The organism is Pedobacter duraquae (genome assembly GCF_004362245.1).
In the GTDB taxonomy this organism is placed as follows: domain Bacteria; phylum Bacteroidota; class Bacteroidia; order Sphingobacteriales; family Sphingobacteriaceae; genus Pedobacter; species Pedobacter duraquae.
Window position 1 is genome coordinate 49,261 of the sequence record NZ_SNWM01000003.1, and the last position, 16,340, is coordinate 65,600.

13 protein-coding genes and 1 tRNA gene are annotated in these 16,340 nt (G+C 40.1%); 8 read left to right on the forward strand and 6 right to left on the reverse strand.

All coding sequences use genetic code 11. The features are described from left to right. Positions 1-13: 13 nt before the first annotated feature. Together CLV32_RS11710 and CLV32_RS11715 are read right to left on the reverse strand one after the other, a co-directional pair. On the reverse strand, positions 14-727 hold the full coding sequence (locus tag CLV32_RS11710) for a LytR/AlgR family response regulator transcription factor (RefSeq protein ID WP_133555724.1): 714 nt from the start codon (positions 725-727) through the stop codon (positions 14-16). Next, complete coding sequence (locus tag CLV32_RS11715) at positions 724-1,764, reverse strand: sensor histidine kinase (RefSeq protein WP_133555726.1); 1,041 nt, start codon at positions 1,762-1,764, stop codon at positions 724-726. Before CLV32_RS11715 ends, CLV32_RS11710 begins: the two co-directional genes overlap by 4 nt. 160 nt (positions 1,765-1,924) lie before the next feature. Between CLV32_RS11715 and CLV32_RS11720 the strand changes: the two genes are divergently transcribed. Beyond that, the gene (locus CLV32_RS11720) at positions 1,925-3,682 is read left to right on the forward strand and encodes a S41 family peptidase (protein WP_133555728.1); all 1,758 of its coding nucleotides are present in this window, start codon (positions 1,925-1,927) and stop codon (positions 3,680-3,682) included. A gap of 50 nt (positions 3,683-3,732) precedes the next feature. On the opposite strand, the gene CLV32_RS11725 is transcribed toward CLV32_RS11720, so the two are convergent. Further along, entirely contained in the window at positions 3,733-4,269 is a 537-nt protein-coding gene (locus CLV32_RS11725) for a hypothetical protein (protein ID WP_133555730.1), read from the reverse strand. 251 nt (positions 4,270-4,520) lie between these two features. On the opposite strand from CLV32_RS11725, the gene CLV32_RS11730 reads away from it, so the two are divergent. The 4 genes from CLV32_RS11730 (at position 4,521) to CLV32_RS11745 (ending at position 8,740) form a co-directional block, all read left to right on the forward strand. Further along, positions 4,521-4,832 carry a hypothetical protein gene (locus CLV32_RS11730; RefSeq protein ID WP_133555732.1) on the forward strand — a complete coding sequence of 104 codons (312 nt, stop codon included), beginning with the start codon at positions 4,521-4,523 and terminating at the stop codon, positions 4,830-4,832. A gap of 62 nt (positions 4,833-4,894) precedes the next feature. After that, positions 4,895-5,899, forward strand: coding sequence for an ABC transporter transmembrane domain-containing protein (locus CLV32_RS11735; protein ID WP_133555734.1), 1,005 nt, complete (start codon positions 4,895-4,897; stop codon positions 5,897-5,899). Further along, positions 5,892-7,256, forward strand: a complete 1,365-nt coding sequence (locus CLV32_RS11740; RefSeq protein WP_133555736.1) for an HlyD family secretion protein — start codon at positions 5,892-5,894, stop codon at positions 7,254-7,256. Before CLV32_RS11735 ends, CLV32_RS11740 begins: the two co-directional genes overlap by 8 nt. Positions 7,257-7,264: 8 nt before the next feature. After that, positions 7,265-8,740, forward strand: coding sequence for a TolC family protein (locus CLV32_RS11745; RefSeq protein WP_133555738.1), 1,476 nt, complete (start codon positions 7,265-7,267; stop codon positions 8,738-8,740). A gap of 32 nt (positions 8,741-8,772) precedes the next feature. Here the strand turns inward: CLV32_RS11745 and CLV32_RS11750 are convergent, their stop codons facing one another. Both CLV32_RS11750 and CLV32_RS11755 read right to left on the reverse strand, forming a co-directional pair. Beyond that, positions 8,773-10,578 carry a Kelch repeat-containing protein gene (locus CLV32_RS11750; RefSeq protein WP_133555740.1) on the reverse strand — a complete coding sequence of 602 codons (1,806 nt, stop codon included), beginning with the start codon at positions 10,576-10,578 and terminating at the stop codon, positions 8,773-8,775. Positions 10,579-10,601: 23 nt separating this feature from the next. Beyond that, positions 10,602-12,665, reverse strand: a complete 2,064-nt coding sequence (locus tag CLV32_RS11755) for an IPT/TIG domain-containing protein (RefSeq protein WP_133555742.1) — start codon at positions 12,663-12,665, stop codon at positions 10,602-10,604. Positions 12,666-12,817: 152 nt separating this feature from the next. Between CLV32_RS11755 and CLV32_RS11760 the strand changes: the two genes are divergently transcribed. From CLV32_RS11760 to CLV32_RS11770, 3 genes are all read left to right on the forward strand, one after another. Then, a tRNA-Ala gene (locus CLV32_RS11760) sits at positions 12,818-12,891 on the forward strand. A 159-nt stretch (positions 12,892-13,050) separates the two neighbouring features. Continuing rightward, entirely contained in the window at positions 13,051-13,272 is a 222-nt protein-coding gene (locus tag CLV32_RS11765) for an Arm DNA-binding domain-containing protein (RefSeq protein ID WP_133555744.1), read from the forward strand. Between the two features lie 550 nt (positions 13,273-13,822). Next, positions 13,823-15,034, forward strand: coding sequence for a hypothetical protein (locus CLV32_RS11770; RefSeq protein ID WP_133555746.1), 1,212 nt, complete (start codon positions 13,823-13,825; stop codon positions 15,032-15,034). 71 nt (positions 15,035-15,105) lie between these two features. Here the strand turns inward: CLV32_RS11770 and CLV32_RS11775 are convergent, their stop codons facing one another. After that, complete coding sequence (locus CLV32_RS11775; protein WP_133555747.1) at positions 15,106-16,206, reverse strand: AbiH family protein; 1,101 nt, start codon at positions 16,204-16,206, stop codon at positions 15,106-15,108. Positions 16,207-16,340 lie beyond the last annotated feature (134 nt).

Consider the following 16,340-nt stretch of genomic DNA (forward strand, 5'->3'; position numbering starts at 1 on the left):
GCGAGAGCGGTATTTACTGATTAATAGCACTGTAGAAGGCGGTACGATAATTATCGCCTAATGCAATCACTTTATCTGCAATTGCAATACGATTTCGTTCTATGTTATCAATTTTATCGATCGCTACAATGAAGGATTTGTGGACGCGAACAAAATACGGATGGGGGAGCTGCTCTTCCATCTTTTTCATAGTCTGCAAGCTGGTAATCTTCTCGTTCACCGTGTAGATGTTTACGTAATTTTGCATCCCCTCCACATACAATATTGCTGAAAGTGCTACCCGTATTAACTTGTATTCCGTTTTGACAAAAATATGGTCAAGTGTCTTTTCGTTTTTACTATCAATGGTTTCGTTAGTCAGGTTCGACAAGCCTTTAATGATTACTTTAACTTTCTCTACCGCTTTATAAAAACGATCGAAAGAAACAGGTTTAAGCAGATAATCGACAGCATCATTTTCGAAACCTTCCAGTGCATATTCACTATAGGCTGTTGTCAGGATAATCTGACATTTTCCTTTTACGATTTTCATGAATTCAAGTCCTGTTAATTCAGGCATCTGGATATCCAGAAAGATGAGGTCTACTTCGCCTTCGGCAACTTTATTCAAAGCATCAAGCGGGTTGGTTGTGCTGTACGTCAGTTCTAAAAGAGGTACTTTGGCAATATAACGTGTTAGCAAATCGATAGCCAGTGGCTTATCGTCTACAACAATGCATCTGATCATGATAAATCAATTTTTAAGTCGACAGTAAAATGCGCAGCATCCTGCGCTACTACAAGTTTATGTTTATTTGGGTAAATCAGGGCTAACCGTCTTTTCACATTCGCTAAACCGATCCCTCCTGTCTTATCTTTTTTAAGCGCATTAATGGTGTTGGTAATGTTGAAATGAAAGGTGTTGCCGTTTAGTTGGATATGGATGTGGATGGGAGAATCCGGACTTGTAAAAACACCGTGTTTAAAGGCGTTTTCAATGAAATTTATCAGGATTAAGGGTGCAATATTAAGTTTGCCAGGCTCACCATCAATTTCAAAATCTATGTAGGCATGGCCCTTTTGTCCGATTTTTTGCAGTTCGATTACATTTTCCAGGTATACGAGTTCCCTGACTAAGGGTACAAAGGAATCGTTGCTTTCGCGCAACATGTAACGCAATAATTCTGAAAGTTTAAGGAGCGCTTCAGGGGCTTCTTCCGACTGTTGTTCTGTCAGCGAATAAATATCATTAATGGTATTAAAAAGAAAATGTGGGTTGATCTGCGACTTAAGAAATGCCAGCTCTGTTTGCAGCTGCTCTTTTTCGGCTATTTCTTTCTGCATGCGCATAGTTCGCCAGTCCATTAGATAACTTAAGGAAATCCCTAAAAAGATATGAAGGAAATTGGCGCTCAGGGTAATCATCAGGGCCGACGAAAAGGTAAGGTCCAGTTCGTAGGTTTTCCAGCCGATAGCTGGGTAAAAGTATTGTTCCAGATAATAGTACAATGGAGTAAATAGGAGTAAACCCATACTCAGCGCGATGAGGTATTGCAGCACGTTCTTTTTCTTTAAGAAACGTGGAATCAAATAGAGATAATTGAGGTAGAAAAAAGCTGCAGAACAGGCTACCTGTAAAACCTTTACTGGTAGCACGATCGTAAAAAACAGCTTCCAGTCGATTTGTGTGCCCAGAACACCGGTTCCTAAACCTACCAGCAACACCTGCACAATAACAAGCAGCCAATAGCCGAGATGCAGGTAAATTATCTTCTGTTTATTCATGGCCTAAAATTACTTCAAAATATATACTGCGCATACTCCTCTTGTCAAGGTTATCGTGGCGTTCGTCAATTACTTTCTTCATTGATTGCGTTTTGACGAACATTTGGGTATTCAAAACAAAAGACAACATAGCTAACCAAACTAAAAATAACACATAGGCATGAAAAGATATCACTACTACAACGTCATCTTCTTACTATTCATCAGCTCATTTAATGCTGCTTATGCCTCTGGCGATTTGCCTGGAACAAACGAGCGGATTAAGGCATTTATTCAGGTTTGGGGCATGGTAAAATATAGGTCGTTAAATGCTGCAGCAGGTGGCTTTCATGCGGACAGTATTTTTCTTGCATCAATAGAAAAAGTGAAGTCGGCAGATGAAAAGCAATGGACGACGTTAATTACGGCAGTCCTGACAGACAATCCAGGGTCGCCCAGCTTAAAGCCCCTCGCAGTTGATAGCAAAAAGGTGCTTACTAAAAACATCGATTATGCCTGGATTAAGGATAATATATTTTCTACTGGGATACAGCAGCAATTGTTAGCCCTGACAAAAACATTCAACCCCGGTAAACAACACTGGTTTATTTCTGAGCCTGCCAAGTCATCGGCAGCCCCACGTGAGCAAACTTATCCGGATTACACTTTTGATAACGAACCCATGAATTTATTGGCACTGGCTAAAGCCTGGAATGCCGTTGCCTATCTGTTCCCCTACCGCTATGTGATGGATCAAAAGCTGGAGGTTACCCTGCAGCAATTGATCCCGGTATTTCGCGGTGTAAAATCCAGGACAGAATACGAAAAAAGTATCCTGATGCTGGAAACAGCCATAGATGATACGCATGCCGCGGGTTTTTTAGATCAGCTAAAAACAACTACTACCATCTTCGATCTGAAATACTACCCGCCATTTACCTATAAAATTGACCATGATCAGATTGTGGTTAAAGAATTTCTGAACGATTCCCTTGCCCGTGCCAACGATCTTAAAGTAGGTGATATCATTAGTGCTATCAATGGGGTTCCCGTTCACGACTGGTTAAAACAGCGTGCTACTTTGCTGCCAGCCTCTAACCAGGCTGTGAAATACAGACTTTTGGAAACCAGCAATGCTTTGGCCTTTTCCGGGGTAAACAGTGCTGAACTTAAGTTGCGCGTAAAACGGGCTAACCAGCAGTTGGATTTGTCGTTAATGCTTTTAGTACGCAAGGACAAAAATGTTGGCGCTATTGTGAACAAGTTCTTCACGCAAAAATATAATGAGACTCAATTACTAAAACCGTATGAGGATTTGCCGGGCAACATTGCGTTGATTAGAGCAGGGTATTTTTTGGACAAATCTTTGCCTTCAGACAGTGGTTTAATAGCTTTTTCGCAGAACCTCAATCAAAAGAAAGCGATCATTTTTGATATGCGTAAATATCCCGCTTCTCCAGGTCTGTTCTATTATTACCTGCCTATGGCATTGGGTAAACCAGCTTTTAAATTTGCACGGTACTATGCCGCCGATATCAGTAATCCTGGTGCCTTTGCGCTGAAAGATGGCGTTGAAGTTTATCTTTCTAAAGACATCAAAACGAAGATGCCCTTGTATCAAGGTAAGATTGTAATCCTGACTGACGAAAACACCCAAAGCATGGGCGAGTGGTTTACCATGATGCTCCGTCAGATTAACAAGAATACTACCGTTTTCGGTACGCAGACTGCCGGTGCGGATGGAGACTTGAAATACCTGAACCTTCCCGGTGGTTATCAATTTCTATTTACCGGCAACGGAATCTTTTATCAGGATGGCAAGGAAACGCAGCGTATAGGGATTATACCCGATGTATTGTACCAGCCTACCCTGCAAGATTTGATTTCTCAAAAGGATATGCAGTTGGAAAAATCAATTGAATATCTTACGCACCATTAGCACGTAATTATTCACACTAAAAATGATTGTGAACGGCTTCTCCGAACAGATCAATCAGGCTCTATTTTTTTAAACGTATAGCGTTCAGCACCCTCCTCATTTTGTTCATAACCGTTAATAAAATATCTGCCAGATGCATTTTGTGTTATTTTGAATGATATGCCTACTTTACCCTGGTCTAGATCCTGTAAGTGCATCCAACTACTATAAGACCCGTTTTCATTTTTGACACAGAGAAACTCCCATTGTCCTGACCTGATTTTTGTAGGCTTGGTTTTGCTATCTTTCTGAAACTTAACTAGGGTATATTTTCCCTTAAATATTCGATTTTGAAGACTGACTATTGAATCTTGCGAAATTGTTAATACTAATGAATCTGTCTGAGCGATTTTGAGATATTCTGTCTGATATGATTGAGGTTTAAATTCATAATTGCCTGTTACAGTAACGTAACTTATGCTATCCGTAATCTCTGATCCATGATCATCAAAATAGTGTGAACTACAATTTGTCAACAACAAAGTAGTTATAATAAGCACGTAGAATCTTTTATTAGTGATTAGGGCCATATAATAGTTTCTTGCCATGGAAAAGTCTCTTTCATATTTCCTCCCAAATGTAATCTACCTCGATTCATGGTGGATATAAAATTCACTACACACTGTTTTGGGTCTTAATTTATAATCAATTTTTAATAAGTAGTTGAGATTTTCTAATAATCTAGTAATTAATGAGAAATTTGACTTTTCACTGAATAAGAATTGTGCTATTTGATATTGAAAAGTGTATTGCCCGATTATCTTTGCAGCTGATAATGGGGATATTCAGGAATAAAATATTGAAATGTACAATAGGCTTGGCTTTATTGAGTATTTTGCTCATTAAGTTCTGTGCGTATTCCATTTCTGCATTTTCATCTCCTGCAGATTCATATTCTATTGAGAAGAGTTCGGAAGAAAATAAGAATAAAGAAGAAGAGTCTCTCGATAAATCTAAGAAACAGCTGCTACACCACGACTACCTTGGCGTAGCTTACGAACACCCTTCTGCTACCAAACATCTGCCGCTTTTTAAGCGTTTAGATCAGTTACGCATAGGTGCGTTTCCACCGAGGAATGTACCTACCCCGCCTCCGGATTTCCAGTCTTAGTACTATGCCTGGGCTATGCTATGCCCTAGAAGAAGTATCATTTACCTACAAATTTTAAATTAATGAAAAATCATCACGTTGCCGGCGCGCCTACGCCCTGGCAAAGGTTAGTACGCTTGCTACACTACGAGCGTAAAACCATTAACTATATTTTAGTGTACGCCATGTTAATTGGCCTAATCGGACTTTCTTTACCACTGGGCACCAGTGCAGTATTTAACCTGCTCTCAAACGGTGCTATGTACAGTTCTACTTATATCCTCATTGCAGTGATATTAGTGGGTATTATGGTGGGTGGGTTCCTGTTGATCGGTCAACTTACGCTGGTTGAATTTCTTGAACAGAAAATCTTTGTTAAAGCGGCGTTGGAGTTTGCGTTTCGCCTTCCCCGGATCAAAAAAAGAGCTTTGGAAGGTGAAAACCCTTCTGAGCTGATTAACCGGTTTTTCGATATCCTGACTATACAGAAAGGACTCACCAAATTGCTTGTCGACATTATTGCTGCCGGCGTGCAAATCTTTTTTAGTGTGATCCTCCTTTCTTTTTACCATCCGGTATTTATGGTATTTGGGATTCTTGTAATCGTTGTTATCGGTATCATTTTATTCGCTTATTACCGCCCGGGTGTGGAGACCAGTATTGAAGAATCAGGCTATAAATACGAAGTAGTTGGCTACCTGGAAGAAGTAGCGGCTGATCTGGATACCTACCGGAATAGTGCTGCCAAAAGAAAAGAGATCATTAGCCGGACTGATGAGATTACTGCCAATTACATCCAGGCACGTAACGACCACTTCGGCGTATTGAAAAGATTTTTCTTTAGTGCCGTCGCTATGCGCACGATGCTGATGGGCGCACTTTTACTATTGGGTTCTTACTTTGTTGTAGAACGCCAGATCACATTCGGACAATTTGTTGCTGCCGAGGTAATCATTGTGCAGATCAGCTATGCCATTGAGAAGTTAATGACCAACCTGAATACCGTGTTTGACATGGTTACGGGAAGTGAAAAACTTGCTGTGGTAACCGACCTGGAGTTGGAGGAAGGAGATCTGAACAATGGGTAAATCAAATCAGCACCTCGCGCAACTTAAAGAATGGGAAAGCCTCTCGGTAAACGCCACAAAGAAAATCATCAATGTGAGGGGGCCGGAACTGCTTGGCAGGGTAGCTTTATTTATCGGGATATTTTTCTTTATCCTGCTTTTTCTGCCCTATAGGCAAACCATTCCTGGCCGCGGCACAGTAACGGCATTAAGACCAGAAGACCGGCCGCAGACCATCCAGAATCAGATTGGCGGACGAATAGAACATTGGGCAGTACGCGAAGGACAGGAAGTTAAAAAAGGTGATACCATCATGGTGATTTCTGAAACCAGTCAGTCGTATTTCGATCCGGAATTACCCGAACGTTTAAATGAACAGCTCGATGCCAAACGCGGAACTGAAACTGCTGCGGTGCAAAAAATAGATGCTACAAAGGCACAGATGCGGGCAATGACTGATGGACTGCGTTTTCAGATGCAGGCCGCAGAAAACAAGGTGCGCCAGGCAAAGAATTATGTATCTATAGACAGTGCAGACCTGCTTGCGGTACAGAAGTTTTACGAGACTACTAAAACCAGGTTGGAGCGTTATGAAACGGGTTATAAAAACGGGTTATTCTCGTTAACGGATATCGAAACACGGCGGTTAAAGCTGCAGGAAGATAATGCAAAGGTGATTAGTCAGCAGAATAAGCTTAGCAACTCCACTCAGAATTTATTGAATTCAACGATAGAACTCGATAACATAAGGGCAAAATATCAGGAGTCGATTTCTAAAGCACAATCAGACATGAGTTCAGCAATTTCCAGCAGAGCGAGTGCACAGGGAGACATTGCAAAACTCAGGAACGACATCTCCAATATCAGCATCAGACGAGGCTGGTATGTAGTGCGGGCACCGCAGGACGGCTTTGTGGTTAAAACACTTAAAGCAGGTATCGGTGAAAACATTAAAGAGGGCGAGTCGGTGGCAACACTGCAACCAAAATCGCCACTGGTGGCCGTAGAAATATTTGTAAGTGCAATGGATGTTCCTTTGATCTTGGATACCAGTGATGTACGATTACAATTTGAAGGCTGGCCATCGGTACAGTTTTCCGGCTGGCCATCGGTAGCTGTGGGAACTTTTGCGGGCAAAGTATTTTCCATTGATAAGATCAGTAGCAGTGGCGGTAAGTATAGGTTATTGGTTAGTCAGACTAATCCTGTTCCAACTAAAGATGAACCCTGGCCACCACAATTGAGACAGGGCTCAGGTGTATTTGGTCGCGTTATCCTGAGATCTGTGCCGCTGTGGTATGAGATCTGGAGACAGCTTAACGGTTTCCCGCCAAGTTTGGAAAAAGAGCCCGTTCTGAGTGATAAAGAGAAGAAATAGGAGAGGAGATGGATAGAATCTTAAAAAGACTTTATGAAATAGCAATGTTTCTGCTATTGCTGGGCAATATATACGATGTGTCGGCACAGAATACTGTTGCTGTTAAAATGCAGCCGGATACTGCAAAAGTTTTTGCACTGGAAGACTTGCAGTTATTGGTATTCAGATATCACCCGGTGATTAAGCAGGCAGCACTGCTGAGCGAAACGGCAAGGGCAAATGTACTGCAGTCGCTGGGCTATTTTGACCCGGAGCTGAAGTCGGGCTTTGGCAGGAAGTTATTTGGTGACACGGAGTATTATAACAAATGGAGCAACGAGCTTAAGATCCCTTTGTGGCTGGCGGGAGCAGATTTAAAGGTGGGTTACGACCGTAATGTTGGCACCTATGTGAATCCCGAAAGCAGAACCAATGGTCAGGGTTTATCGGCCGTAGGCCTAAGCATTCCATTGGGACAGGGTTTGATTATTGATGCCCGGCGGAATACGCTCCGTCAATCCAGGATTATGGTGCAGTATGCCGAAGCAGAGCAGCTGAAGCAGATCAATAGTGTGTGGTACGACATCGTGAAAGATTATTGGAACTGGTATTACGCTTACAAACAATTTGAGCTGGTTAATGAGGGCGTATTATTGGCTCAGCGTAGATTCGAGGCACTAAGCAGACAAACTATTATCGGAGATAAACCAGCGATCGACTCTGTAGAAGCCTATATTACGGTTCAGGAACGGATTATCCAAAAAGAGAAAACGGCGATAGAGTTACAGAATGCGAGGTTGGTGTTATCTAATCACCTTTGGAATGAAGTTGGCAATCCATTGGAACTTCCTGCAGACGCGTTACCAGAACTTGTGAGGCAGACATTTAGTAAGCCCAACAAGTTCTTGTTGGATACGTTGTTAGGCCAGGCTTCGGATCAGCATCCAGAGTTGGTTAAGCTGCGGACAAAAGGAGCTCAGCTAGCGATAGAAAGAAGTTACCGCCAGGAAATGATGAAGCCTAAGCTGAATGTTACCGGGAACCTGATCTCTAGCAGAACCGATTTTGGGAGTAGCATACCTGCCAATTATGACTTCAATTGGAGTAATTATAAGTTTGGCGTAGAGTTGGCATTTCCGCTGTTTTTACGGTCGGAGAGAGGGAAGTTGCGTGAAGTTAAGATTAAACAGCAGGAGTTGAACTACGATCTGCAACAGTTTGGCAGGGAGATTAAAAATAACATCACCGCTTCGTACAATGACTTGTCGGCCTACAGCGCTCAGTTGAACGTGCAGATCAAAAGTATAGAAAATCAACAGTTGCTTGTTAATGGTGAGAACCAGAAATTCAGCTTGGGTGAGAGTACTTTGTTTTTAATTAACAGCAGGGAAAGTAAACTGATCGATATGAAAATTAAGCAGGAAAGCATGATTGCCGGGTATCAGAAAACATTGGCAGAATTGTATTACAAAGCAGGAACGAGACAGTTTGCGAGGCAAAACTAACGAGAGTCATACTCGCGTTAGTTTTGCTACCCTTAAGGTACAAACTGGATGAAACTTTTAGAAGCAGGATTAGAATTTGAGTTATCGAAATCTCCAAAAACAATATAGGCTTTGTTATTGACAACTGCAGCCTCTGCGTACACCGCGATGGCATCGATAATGTTATCTACTTTAGTATAACTATCAGTGGCTGGATTATATTCATAAACAAAGTTTGTTCTGCTGTCACTTGTATAATAGCCACCACCAACGTAACCCTTACCATTTAATCCGAAACTAAAGGAATTACTTCCGCCAACCCCGGCGGCAAGGTCTGCAATTCTTTTCCATTTTTCGGTTGGCAAATCAAACTCCCAACAATCTCTTGGATAGTTTGGCAAACCATTGTACCCATAAGTACTTCCACCCATTACATAAATTTTATCCCCAATACGCATTGTAGTTGCTGCAGATCGAGGAGAGCCTGGAAAGGTAGGCAGAAATTTCCAGGTGTTATTGCTAGCATCATAACGCAATACCTGGCCAAGTGGTGCGATATATCCAGGCTCTGAGGCGTTTCCGCCAAATAGATAGCCATAGTTTCCGTAAGAAAATGTTGATGGGTTTGATATAAACGCACTTGAACTTGGATAAGGTGCTACTTTAGTCCACAAGTTTGTGCCGGGATCGAACATATAGACATCACGCGTGTAACGCGAGTCCAGCGATAGCAGCACCACATAAATTTTATTGTTTGCTGCAAAACCACGCACAGCCCAGGTTGCGCCCCCAGGAAAATCAGCCATTTTTTTCCAAGTATTAGACGAGGGCGTATATTCATAAAGGTCTTTTTGCCCGCCAGTGATCGGCCCCTTCCCAAGCCCAACGTAGAGTTTATCATTCAGAGATAATGCAATTCCCCATCCCCGCTCCTCCCCAGGAAAGGATCCCATATCCACAAAGTGTTTATAAAATTTCGATCGCTCAGAAGTCTTCGCAGTAAGATTTTCTCCGGTAGTCACACTGATTTCAGACAAAAATGAATATTCCGGAACGGCGACACGAACATTTAAGGCGGTTTTAGAGCTACTTACAATTTCTGCGATGTTGCCACCGATCATCACTAAATTCTTATTCTTATCAGGATTGAAATAATCACCAGCTATTGTAATTATTTCGTTGTCCCTGGCTGCCACCTTGAACTTATCGAGAATTGAAGGCGACTTAAGGATTAAGTTCATCGAATCACTTTCCTGCCCAAAATATTCAATGGAAAGCCTGTTCACTTTCTTCGTTATAGACCGAGGAACATTAAAATAAATTTTATGGTCAGCTATTTTTGTGGGTACAAGACTTACCAGGGCGTCGATCCTGACTTTGATATATTTAATATCAAGATCATGTGTGCCAACTACTTCTACGGCAACTTCATCATCCCAGGTATAGGAACCAACATCCGGTCTTATTTGTAAACCAGCAGTTCCCTTTGCAGCAAAACTAATGGGCAGAGCGTAATGGACGTTGAGATCCTTGTCGATATAATAGGCACTGACATAATATGTTGCTTTATCAGCAAGCCCCGACAGCACTTCATAAGAAAAACCGGTGGTAACTGTTTTGTTAATAAATACGAAAGCATTCGATTTATCTGGGTTTGCGCTTGCAGACCACACGAACCCTACTTCTGTAATCTGATCTGCCGCAATACCACTTGTTTTTGCATAAAAGAGATTGCCATTTTTTGTCTCAGATACGGTGACTGTGATTGTGGCGTCTGCAACCGTCTGCTTTTTACAGCTGGAGAATAGTGAAAATATAATCAGGATACTGCCGATTAAAAAGCTGGTCTTGTTTTTCATTGAGCTGTGCGTTAATTGAGCTATTAAAGTGATGTGTTGTCTGCCATAAAAAGCTGATACCGATCTGACGAGCTATTTCCTCCTCCAAAAAATACCTTCCCGTTATTGACAAATGCAAAAGCTTTTTCAAATCCATTACCGGCACCGATATCGTCAGGTAATCTGGTCCAGGTATTGGATGCAACATTATATCTGTAACAATCTTTAGAAGGACCACCACCAACATCAGCACCTCCGGCGATGTAGCCGGCACCCTGAAAAACAAAAGCAGTTGTATAACTTCGCGCATCAGGGAAATTGGCCAGCGTTACCCATGTTTTAGTGGCCGGAGTATATTTTTTAAACTGCAGCATTCCTGTATTTGTAGATCCGCAGGCAAAATATATTTCGTTGTTGATTACAAAAGTGGAGGCATGTATCCTTTCATTATTTCCAAAATCCGTTGGATAATCTGTTTCCTTTTGCCAGGTGTCGTTGGCAATGTCATATTTATAAACGGTATTATCGGGCTGCTGATCGAAAGCAAGCACCTTTCTACCCACACCAAGATAGATGTTGTTTCCAACAGCAGACAGTGTGCCGGCAAAGCGAACACCCGCCATATAACTTGACTTTTGAACCCATTGGTTGTTGACAGTATTGTACTCCCAAAAATTATTCAGATCAGTTCCTGTATAGAAATATGCTTTAGTGCCAACTGCTACAACTCTGCCAACATCAAAACTGAAAGGAATCTCAGACTTTGCCCAGGAATAGTCTGAAGCGTTGAACTTCCACACATACTTTTTCCTATCAAAGTAATCCTTCGAGCCAGTTATAATATAGGAAATATTGTTAATTGTAAACGTACCGGAATTCACATATGACGAAAAGGGAATCTGATCATTCACAACAATCCATTTGTCGTTAATGGCCATGTCGGAAGTATAGGCTATTTCGTAATCAAGTACTTTCAGGACAACTTTGGCCTTCCTATTTGGATAGGCACCGTTTGGTATGCGCAAGGCTAATTTAGTTGTAGTTCCAGAAGTAAAGGTGGCCGGGGTATTTTCAAATGTTACAGTATTATTGAATACTGTCGGGTGAAAGTATTTGCCCTGGATAAGGATTGCCTCATCAACTTTTCCCGATCCCGGCACAATAGTAAGTTCGGGCTTTCTTATAATAAATTGTGATGTTGCTGCCATGGTCTGCAGTTGAGCTTTGACAGAAATTATTGTCTTACTAAATTGAATATTATCTGGTACAACAACCTTAATCTGGTTTTTTGTTGAACTAATTACCGTTCCAGCAACTGTACCAAAACTAACCTGATTTCCATTAACATACCTATTAAAATAATTCCCGTTGATCGTTACAGTATCTCTGAATGTAGCTGTAGAAGTAAAACTTTCTATGGTAGGGGCATACAGTGAGAATTTTTTACTAACCGTATCGGTTTTTGTTCCTTCTTTTAAGAGAACGGCGGGGTTAAACACCTTTAAATCAGTAGGCACAACACATTTTAATACGCTATCGTTTATCGAAACTAAACCTGCAGAGCGGTCTCCGAATCCAATGCTAAAGCTGTGCCCTGTAAAGTATTTTCCTTTAATGGAAATGGTATCTCCTATCAGGGCTTTAGAAGGATAAATGGAATCTATTTTTACGATTTTAGCACCTGTTGAAACAAAAGATTTGATGTTAAAGAACGAATAGGAGTAGGCAGAGTTACCGATACTCGTGATAGCGTATGCAGTAACATAATATAGTGAGTCTTTGCTCATCCCATAATGTACGTCTGCTTTATACTCGCCGAGTTTTATAGGGGTTTTAATACTAAAAACCTGTACCCCATTTTTAAAAAGGCTGTCTTTCGCTATTAAAAAACCGTAATCAAGTACAGCATCCGGGATTTGATTCACTTTGCCAATAAGGCTAACGCCACCATCTTGATATACCGTCGCCGAAACGAGTGTCAGTTTTTTTACAACATCGGTTGGAGGTACAGGAACTGGTGCCGGCGTGTCACTTTTTTTACAAGAATTGAAGATAATTGTTAATGAAGATATCGTAACAAAGGTTAAGAGTTGGAGCGTAATTTTCATTGCATATAATAGTGCTGTAAAATACAGGTTTTTGAGCGATCTTTAAATAAAGATTTAGTTACATAATTAATCACCAATTAACATTGTCGGGTTATATTTATTTCCACATTTAATTTGCATACAGATCAAATTGTATTACTTTTGCCACCCACGGGGGATTAGCTCAGCTGGCTAGAGCGCTTGCCTGGCAGGCAAGAGGTCAGCGGTTCGACTCCGCTATTCTCCACTCCCGTTTAAACCCTTTCAGTGATACTGAGAGGGTTTTTTCTTTACTGAGGTTTCATGTGAGTTATGTCGCATTTAGCGATTTGCAAGAAACTCACAATAATCTTGCAAATTCCTTGCGCAAAAACTCGCAATAGGTTCGGCCATAAGAACTCAAATTATGGTAAACATCACAATCAATCTCGACATCAGAAGAGTCAAAAAAGACGGCACCTATCCTATCGTCTTTAGGATCTATCATCAACAACGGTCATTTACCAGATCTACAAAGATCTGTGTGCTCGAGAAGCATTGGGACGATAGTAAGAAATTAATAAAAAGCGCTAGTCTGTATAATTCAGTAAAAGTAACCCCTCGGTTTTGGGTCAAATTGGCCGCCTGACTAGCTGCCGAATATAATTGCGAATGCCCTACATACTAGATCAAATATAATTATTCCTTCTAACAGATGCTCTACTACTACCTAAGTAGCCGCATCTAACCCTTCATTACTTTTAAGCGTGTTGTATAAATAAATAGATGTGCTAACAAATCCATAAGCCAGTTTAAAGCCAGCTTAAATCAGCTCTTATAAGCGCATCCAGCACCACTATGGACTTACTCCCTATAGGTGGGTTATATCAGAGCCTGGCGGCTATTATCTAGTCTCAGAGCATGGAGATAGGTAGAGGGATTATAACCTAAAAAAAGTGACCTAAGCTATTAAAACGGCTACTTTGCACCGAAATAAGAGGGTCAGTTTGCAGCGAAATCAGGTGTCAGTTTAATTGCGGATTGAGTGGCCACTGTTGCTGAAACTCCCAAGTTAGGCCAGATTACACTTAAATCGTAATCAAAATTCGATTAGTTGGCAAAATAATGATCAACCAAAGATCTGAATTCTAGAATTAAATCGGTATCCTTGAGAAACAATTAATCATTATCAATTTTTTATGGAAGTTGCGCTACTTATAGATCAGATTGGTGAAGGTAATGGTGTTTTCGAACACTTCGCTATTGAATTCGAGCATTTTGAATTAAATAAAGGATCAAATCATAACGTCACACATTTGAAGAAAAAGGTCGAACTCATTGAACGTCATTTACAAGACCTGTCTGAAAAAATTACTGCGGAGTTGGAGTTTGAAGACAATATTTATGCACTAGTAATTAGCCAGACAAAGAAAATCCTCAGTATCTGGTTGCCAATTTACAGTGATCAAAACTTTCATCAGAATACCTATGATCTGTTCTCCGATGAATTGGACCGTTTAAGTGCATACGTGAAGTTGGAAAATGTTGAGTCAAAATCATATGAGAATATTGAATACGATTTTGATCATAATTTCTTGGTAGACACTAGATTAATTAACGATCTGCGACACAAAGTTCAATCAGTCACGATTATTAAGCAAAAAATCGAGCAACATCAATACCTGTTCTCGCTAATGAGCAGCGCCATTAGTGAAATCGTAATTAAAAAAAAGGACAATAACTTAGTTTTAGCTAAAGTTTCAGGTCATGAAAAAAATCGATTAGAAAATGAGGAAACTGTCTATGAATGCGATATAAAAGTTTGGATAGATACAAACCATGCAGGTGAAGCAAATCGCTTTATGAATATTATTTCTGGTGTCTTATCAAACATTGAAAACGTCGATATAAATATCACTGACGCCGGTGTCGGAAGTTTTTGGCAAAATTGGTCGGTAAAATTTAATGGTTGGTTTGCAAAGGAAGAAACAAAGCAGCTCTGGAAAAAAACACAGAAAGCTGCAGAAGCTTACTCCTTAGACAGGCATATCGAACCGGTTGAGAAAAGTAAACTTGATAGAAAAATGCAGCAGGAAGCTATCAGTAGACTAATTCCTGTTGATTTAAGCAAAAAACTGCATGAACTTAAAGTACAACAAGAGGAAGAAAAGTTAAAGGCATTAAAAATCTCAAATGCCCTATCTTCGATGGATCTAATTAGTAAGAGCAGCACAATTCTTGCAAGCGGGCTTGCCACAATAGACTCTGATTTTCGAATTGAACTAAATGGCTTGTTACTAATTAAGCAAGAAGCTGGGAAAGTCGAATTTGGAAATTTTGATAGTATCGACGATCACTTAAATAAGGCACAACCTAACAATGATGGCGATCAAGGTGAATTACCGGAATAAAAAATAGAATTGTTGACTTTTGTGTGAAACGAAGGTAATCATGTTAAGTTTATTGGTTCGCCAAATAGGCCTCAGATGATCTGTGGCATATAGCTTGATTTATCAAAAGGTACAATCTTTTCACGCATTTCTCTTTTATTCCTAAAATGCCTTGCTATCTCGTAAGTTAAGTTAGTGTAATTATTAGTGTTACTATATTCATGGTGATAAATTTTTATTGAGTGGCAATTCCGGTCTTCAAATATCATATTAAGCATAGTTCTATCTGAAAGACCGCACGAATGCCCCAAAATTACTACTTGGTATTCTTGAGCTCGGATAAATCTGATAAGATTATGATAGTTCCGGGTTCTAAAATACCAAAATGACTTAATGTGTTCGAAGACTCCCTTAGTATTTGTGTTTTCAAATTTAAAATACTCTTCATCAAGTTCGTCACCAAAACCAAATACCAAAGGATTATCATCTTCATTAAGTTTGCCATGAATATAATTAATTTCGGTCTGTGAGTCTGTTATATATTGTTCAACCGTGGCAGTATAATTAAAATTCAAAATCATAGTGTGTTCCGCTTGGAACTCATAATTAGGATTAAGGCCGATTATATCACGAGAATTAATGTTTGAACTTAATATTTGAGTATATCTAGCATCGAATGCTGCCGTTGGTAAACTACTTAGATATGATTGAAGTTGAAACACGATTTGAGCCAGCGATTGATTTAACATAGAGACGGCTACATCGGAGTAAGATTCTAGCTTGTCAGATTCTTTAAGGGATTGATAGTATTCATTTTCAATATCTACCCAATTTGAAATTGAACATTTGCTAATTAACTGCACAATGAATTCTGACTTGATAGTCGTAGTGAATGGATTTTGATCCCACATATATTTACCATCTTCAAAAGTTGTGAGAGTCATCATTCGACCAAGTTCGCCTTTTTGATAAAAGTAATTAACAAATGCAGGAATACCATGATGGTTAATTATCTTAACTTTGCGTCTTTTATCAGCAACGATCTTCAAGGCTCCATCTTCGTAAATGCCATCAGAATTATTATATGCTAATTCATAACTATTGATAATGTACCATATCAAAAAGTCATTATAACCTGTTTTCATTCCATGAGCCAGATCGAAGCCATTACCTACTATTACAAGTCTATTCATTGAGAGTCATCATTGGGTATCAAATATATATATAATTCTGGTGCTTCTAAGATAGACCTGATCTAATCGTTTTTATATGTTAGTCTTTGGTTAATCATTAATATAGTTATATTGGGATCTCATAACGCTAGCAA

Bases quoted from the DNA above. Each gene is read 5' to 3' on its own strand.
- CLV32_RS11710 (WP_133555724.1), bottom strand. From the start codon at position 727: ATGATCAGATGCATTGTTGTAGACGATAAGCCACTGGCTATCGATTTG.
- CLV32_RS11715 (WP_133555726.1), bottom strand. From the start codon at position 1,764: ATGAATAAACAGAAGATAATTTACCTGCATCTCGGCTATTGGCTGCTT.
- CLV32_RS11720 (WP_133555728.1), top strand. From the start codon at position 1,925: ATGAAAAGATATCACTACTACAACGTCATCTTCTTACTATTCATCAGC.
- CLV32_RS11725 (WP_133555730.1), bottom strand. From the start codon at position 4,269: ATGGCAAGAAACTATTATATGGCCCTAATCACTAATAAAAGATTCTAC.
- CLV32_RS11735 (WP_133555734.1), top strand. From the start codon at position 4,895: ATGAAAAATCATCACGTTGCCGGCGCGCCTACGCCCTGGCAAAGGTTA.
- CLV32_RS11740 (WP_133555736.1), top strand. From the start codon at position 5,892: ATGGGTAAATCAAATCAGCACCTCGCGCAACTTAAAGAATGGGAAAGC.
- CLV32_RS11745 (WP_133555738.1), top strand. From the start codon at position 7,265: ATGGATAGAATCTTAAAAAGACTTTATGAAATAGCAATGTTTCTGCTA.
- CLV32_RS11750 (WP_133555740.1), bottom strand. From the start codon at position 10,578: ATGAAAAACAAGACCAGCTTTTTAATCGGCAGTATCCTGATTATATTT.
- CLV32_RS11755 (WP_133555742.1), bottom strand. From the start codon at position 12,665: ATGAAAATTACGCTCCAACTCTTAACCTTTGTTACGATATCTTCATTA.
- CLV32_RS11765 (WP_133555744.1), top strand. From the start codon at position 13,051: ATGGTAAACATCACAATCAATCTCGACATCAGAAGAGTCAAAAAAGAC.
- CLV32_RS11770 (WP_133555746.1), top strand. From the start codon at position 13,823: ATGGAAGTTGCGCTACTTATAGATCAGATTGGTGAAGGTAATGGTGTT.
- CLV32_RS11775 (WP_133555747.1), bottom strand. From the start codon at position 16,206: ATGAATAGACTTGTAATAGTAGGTAATGGCTTCGATCTGGCTCATGGA.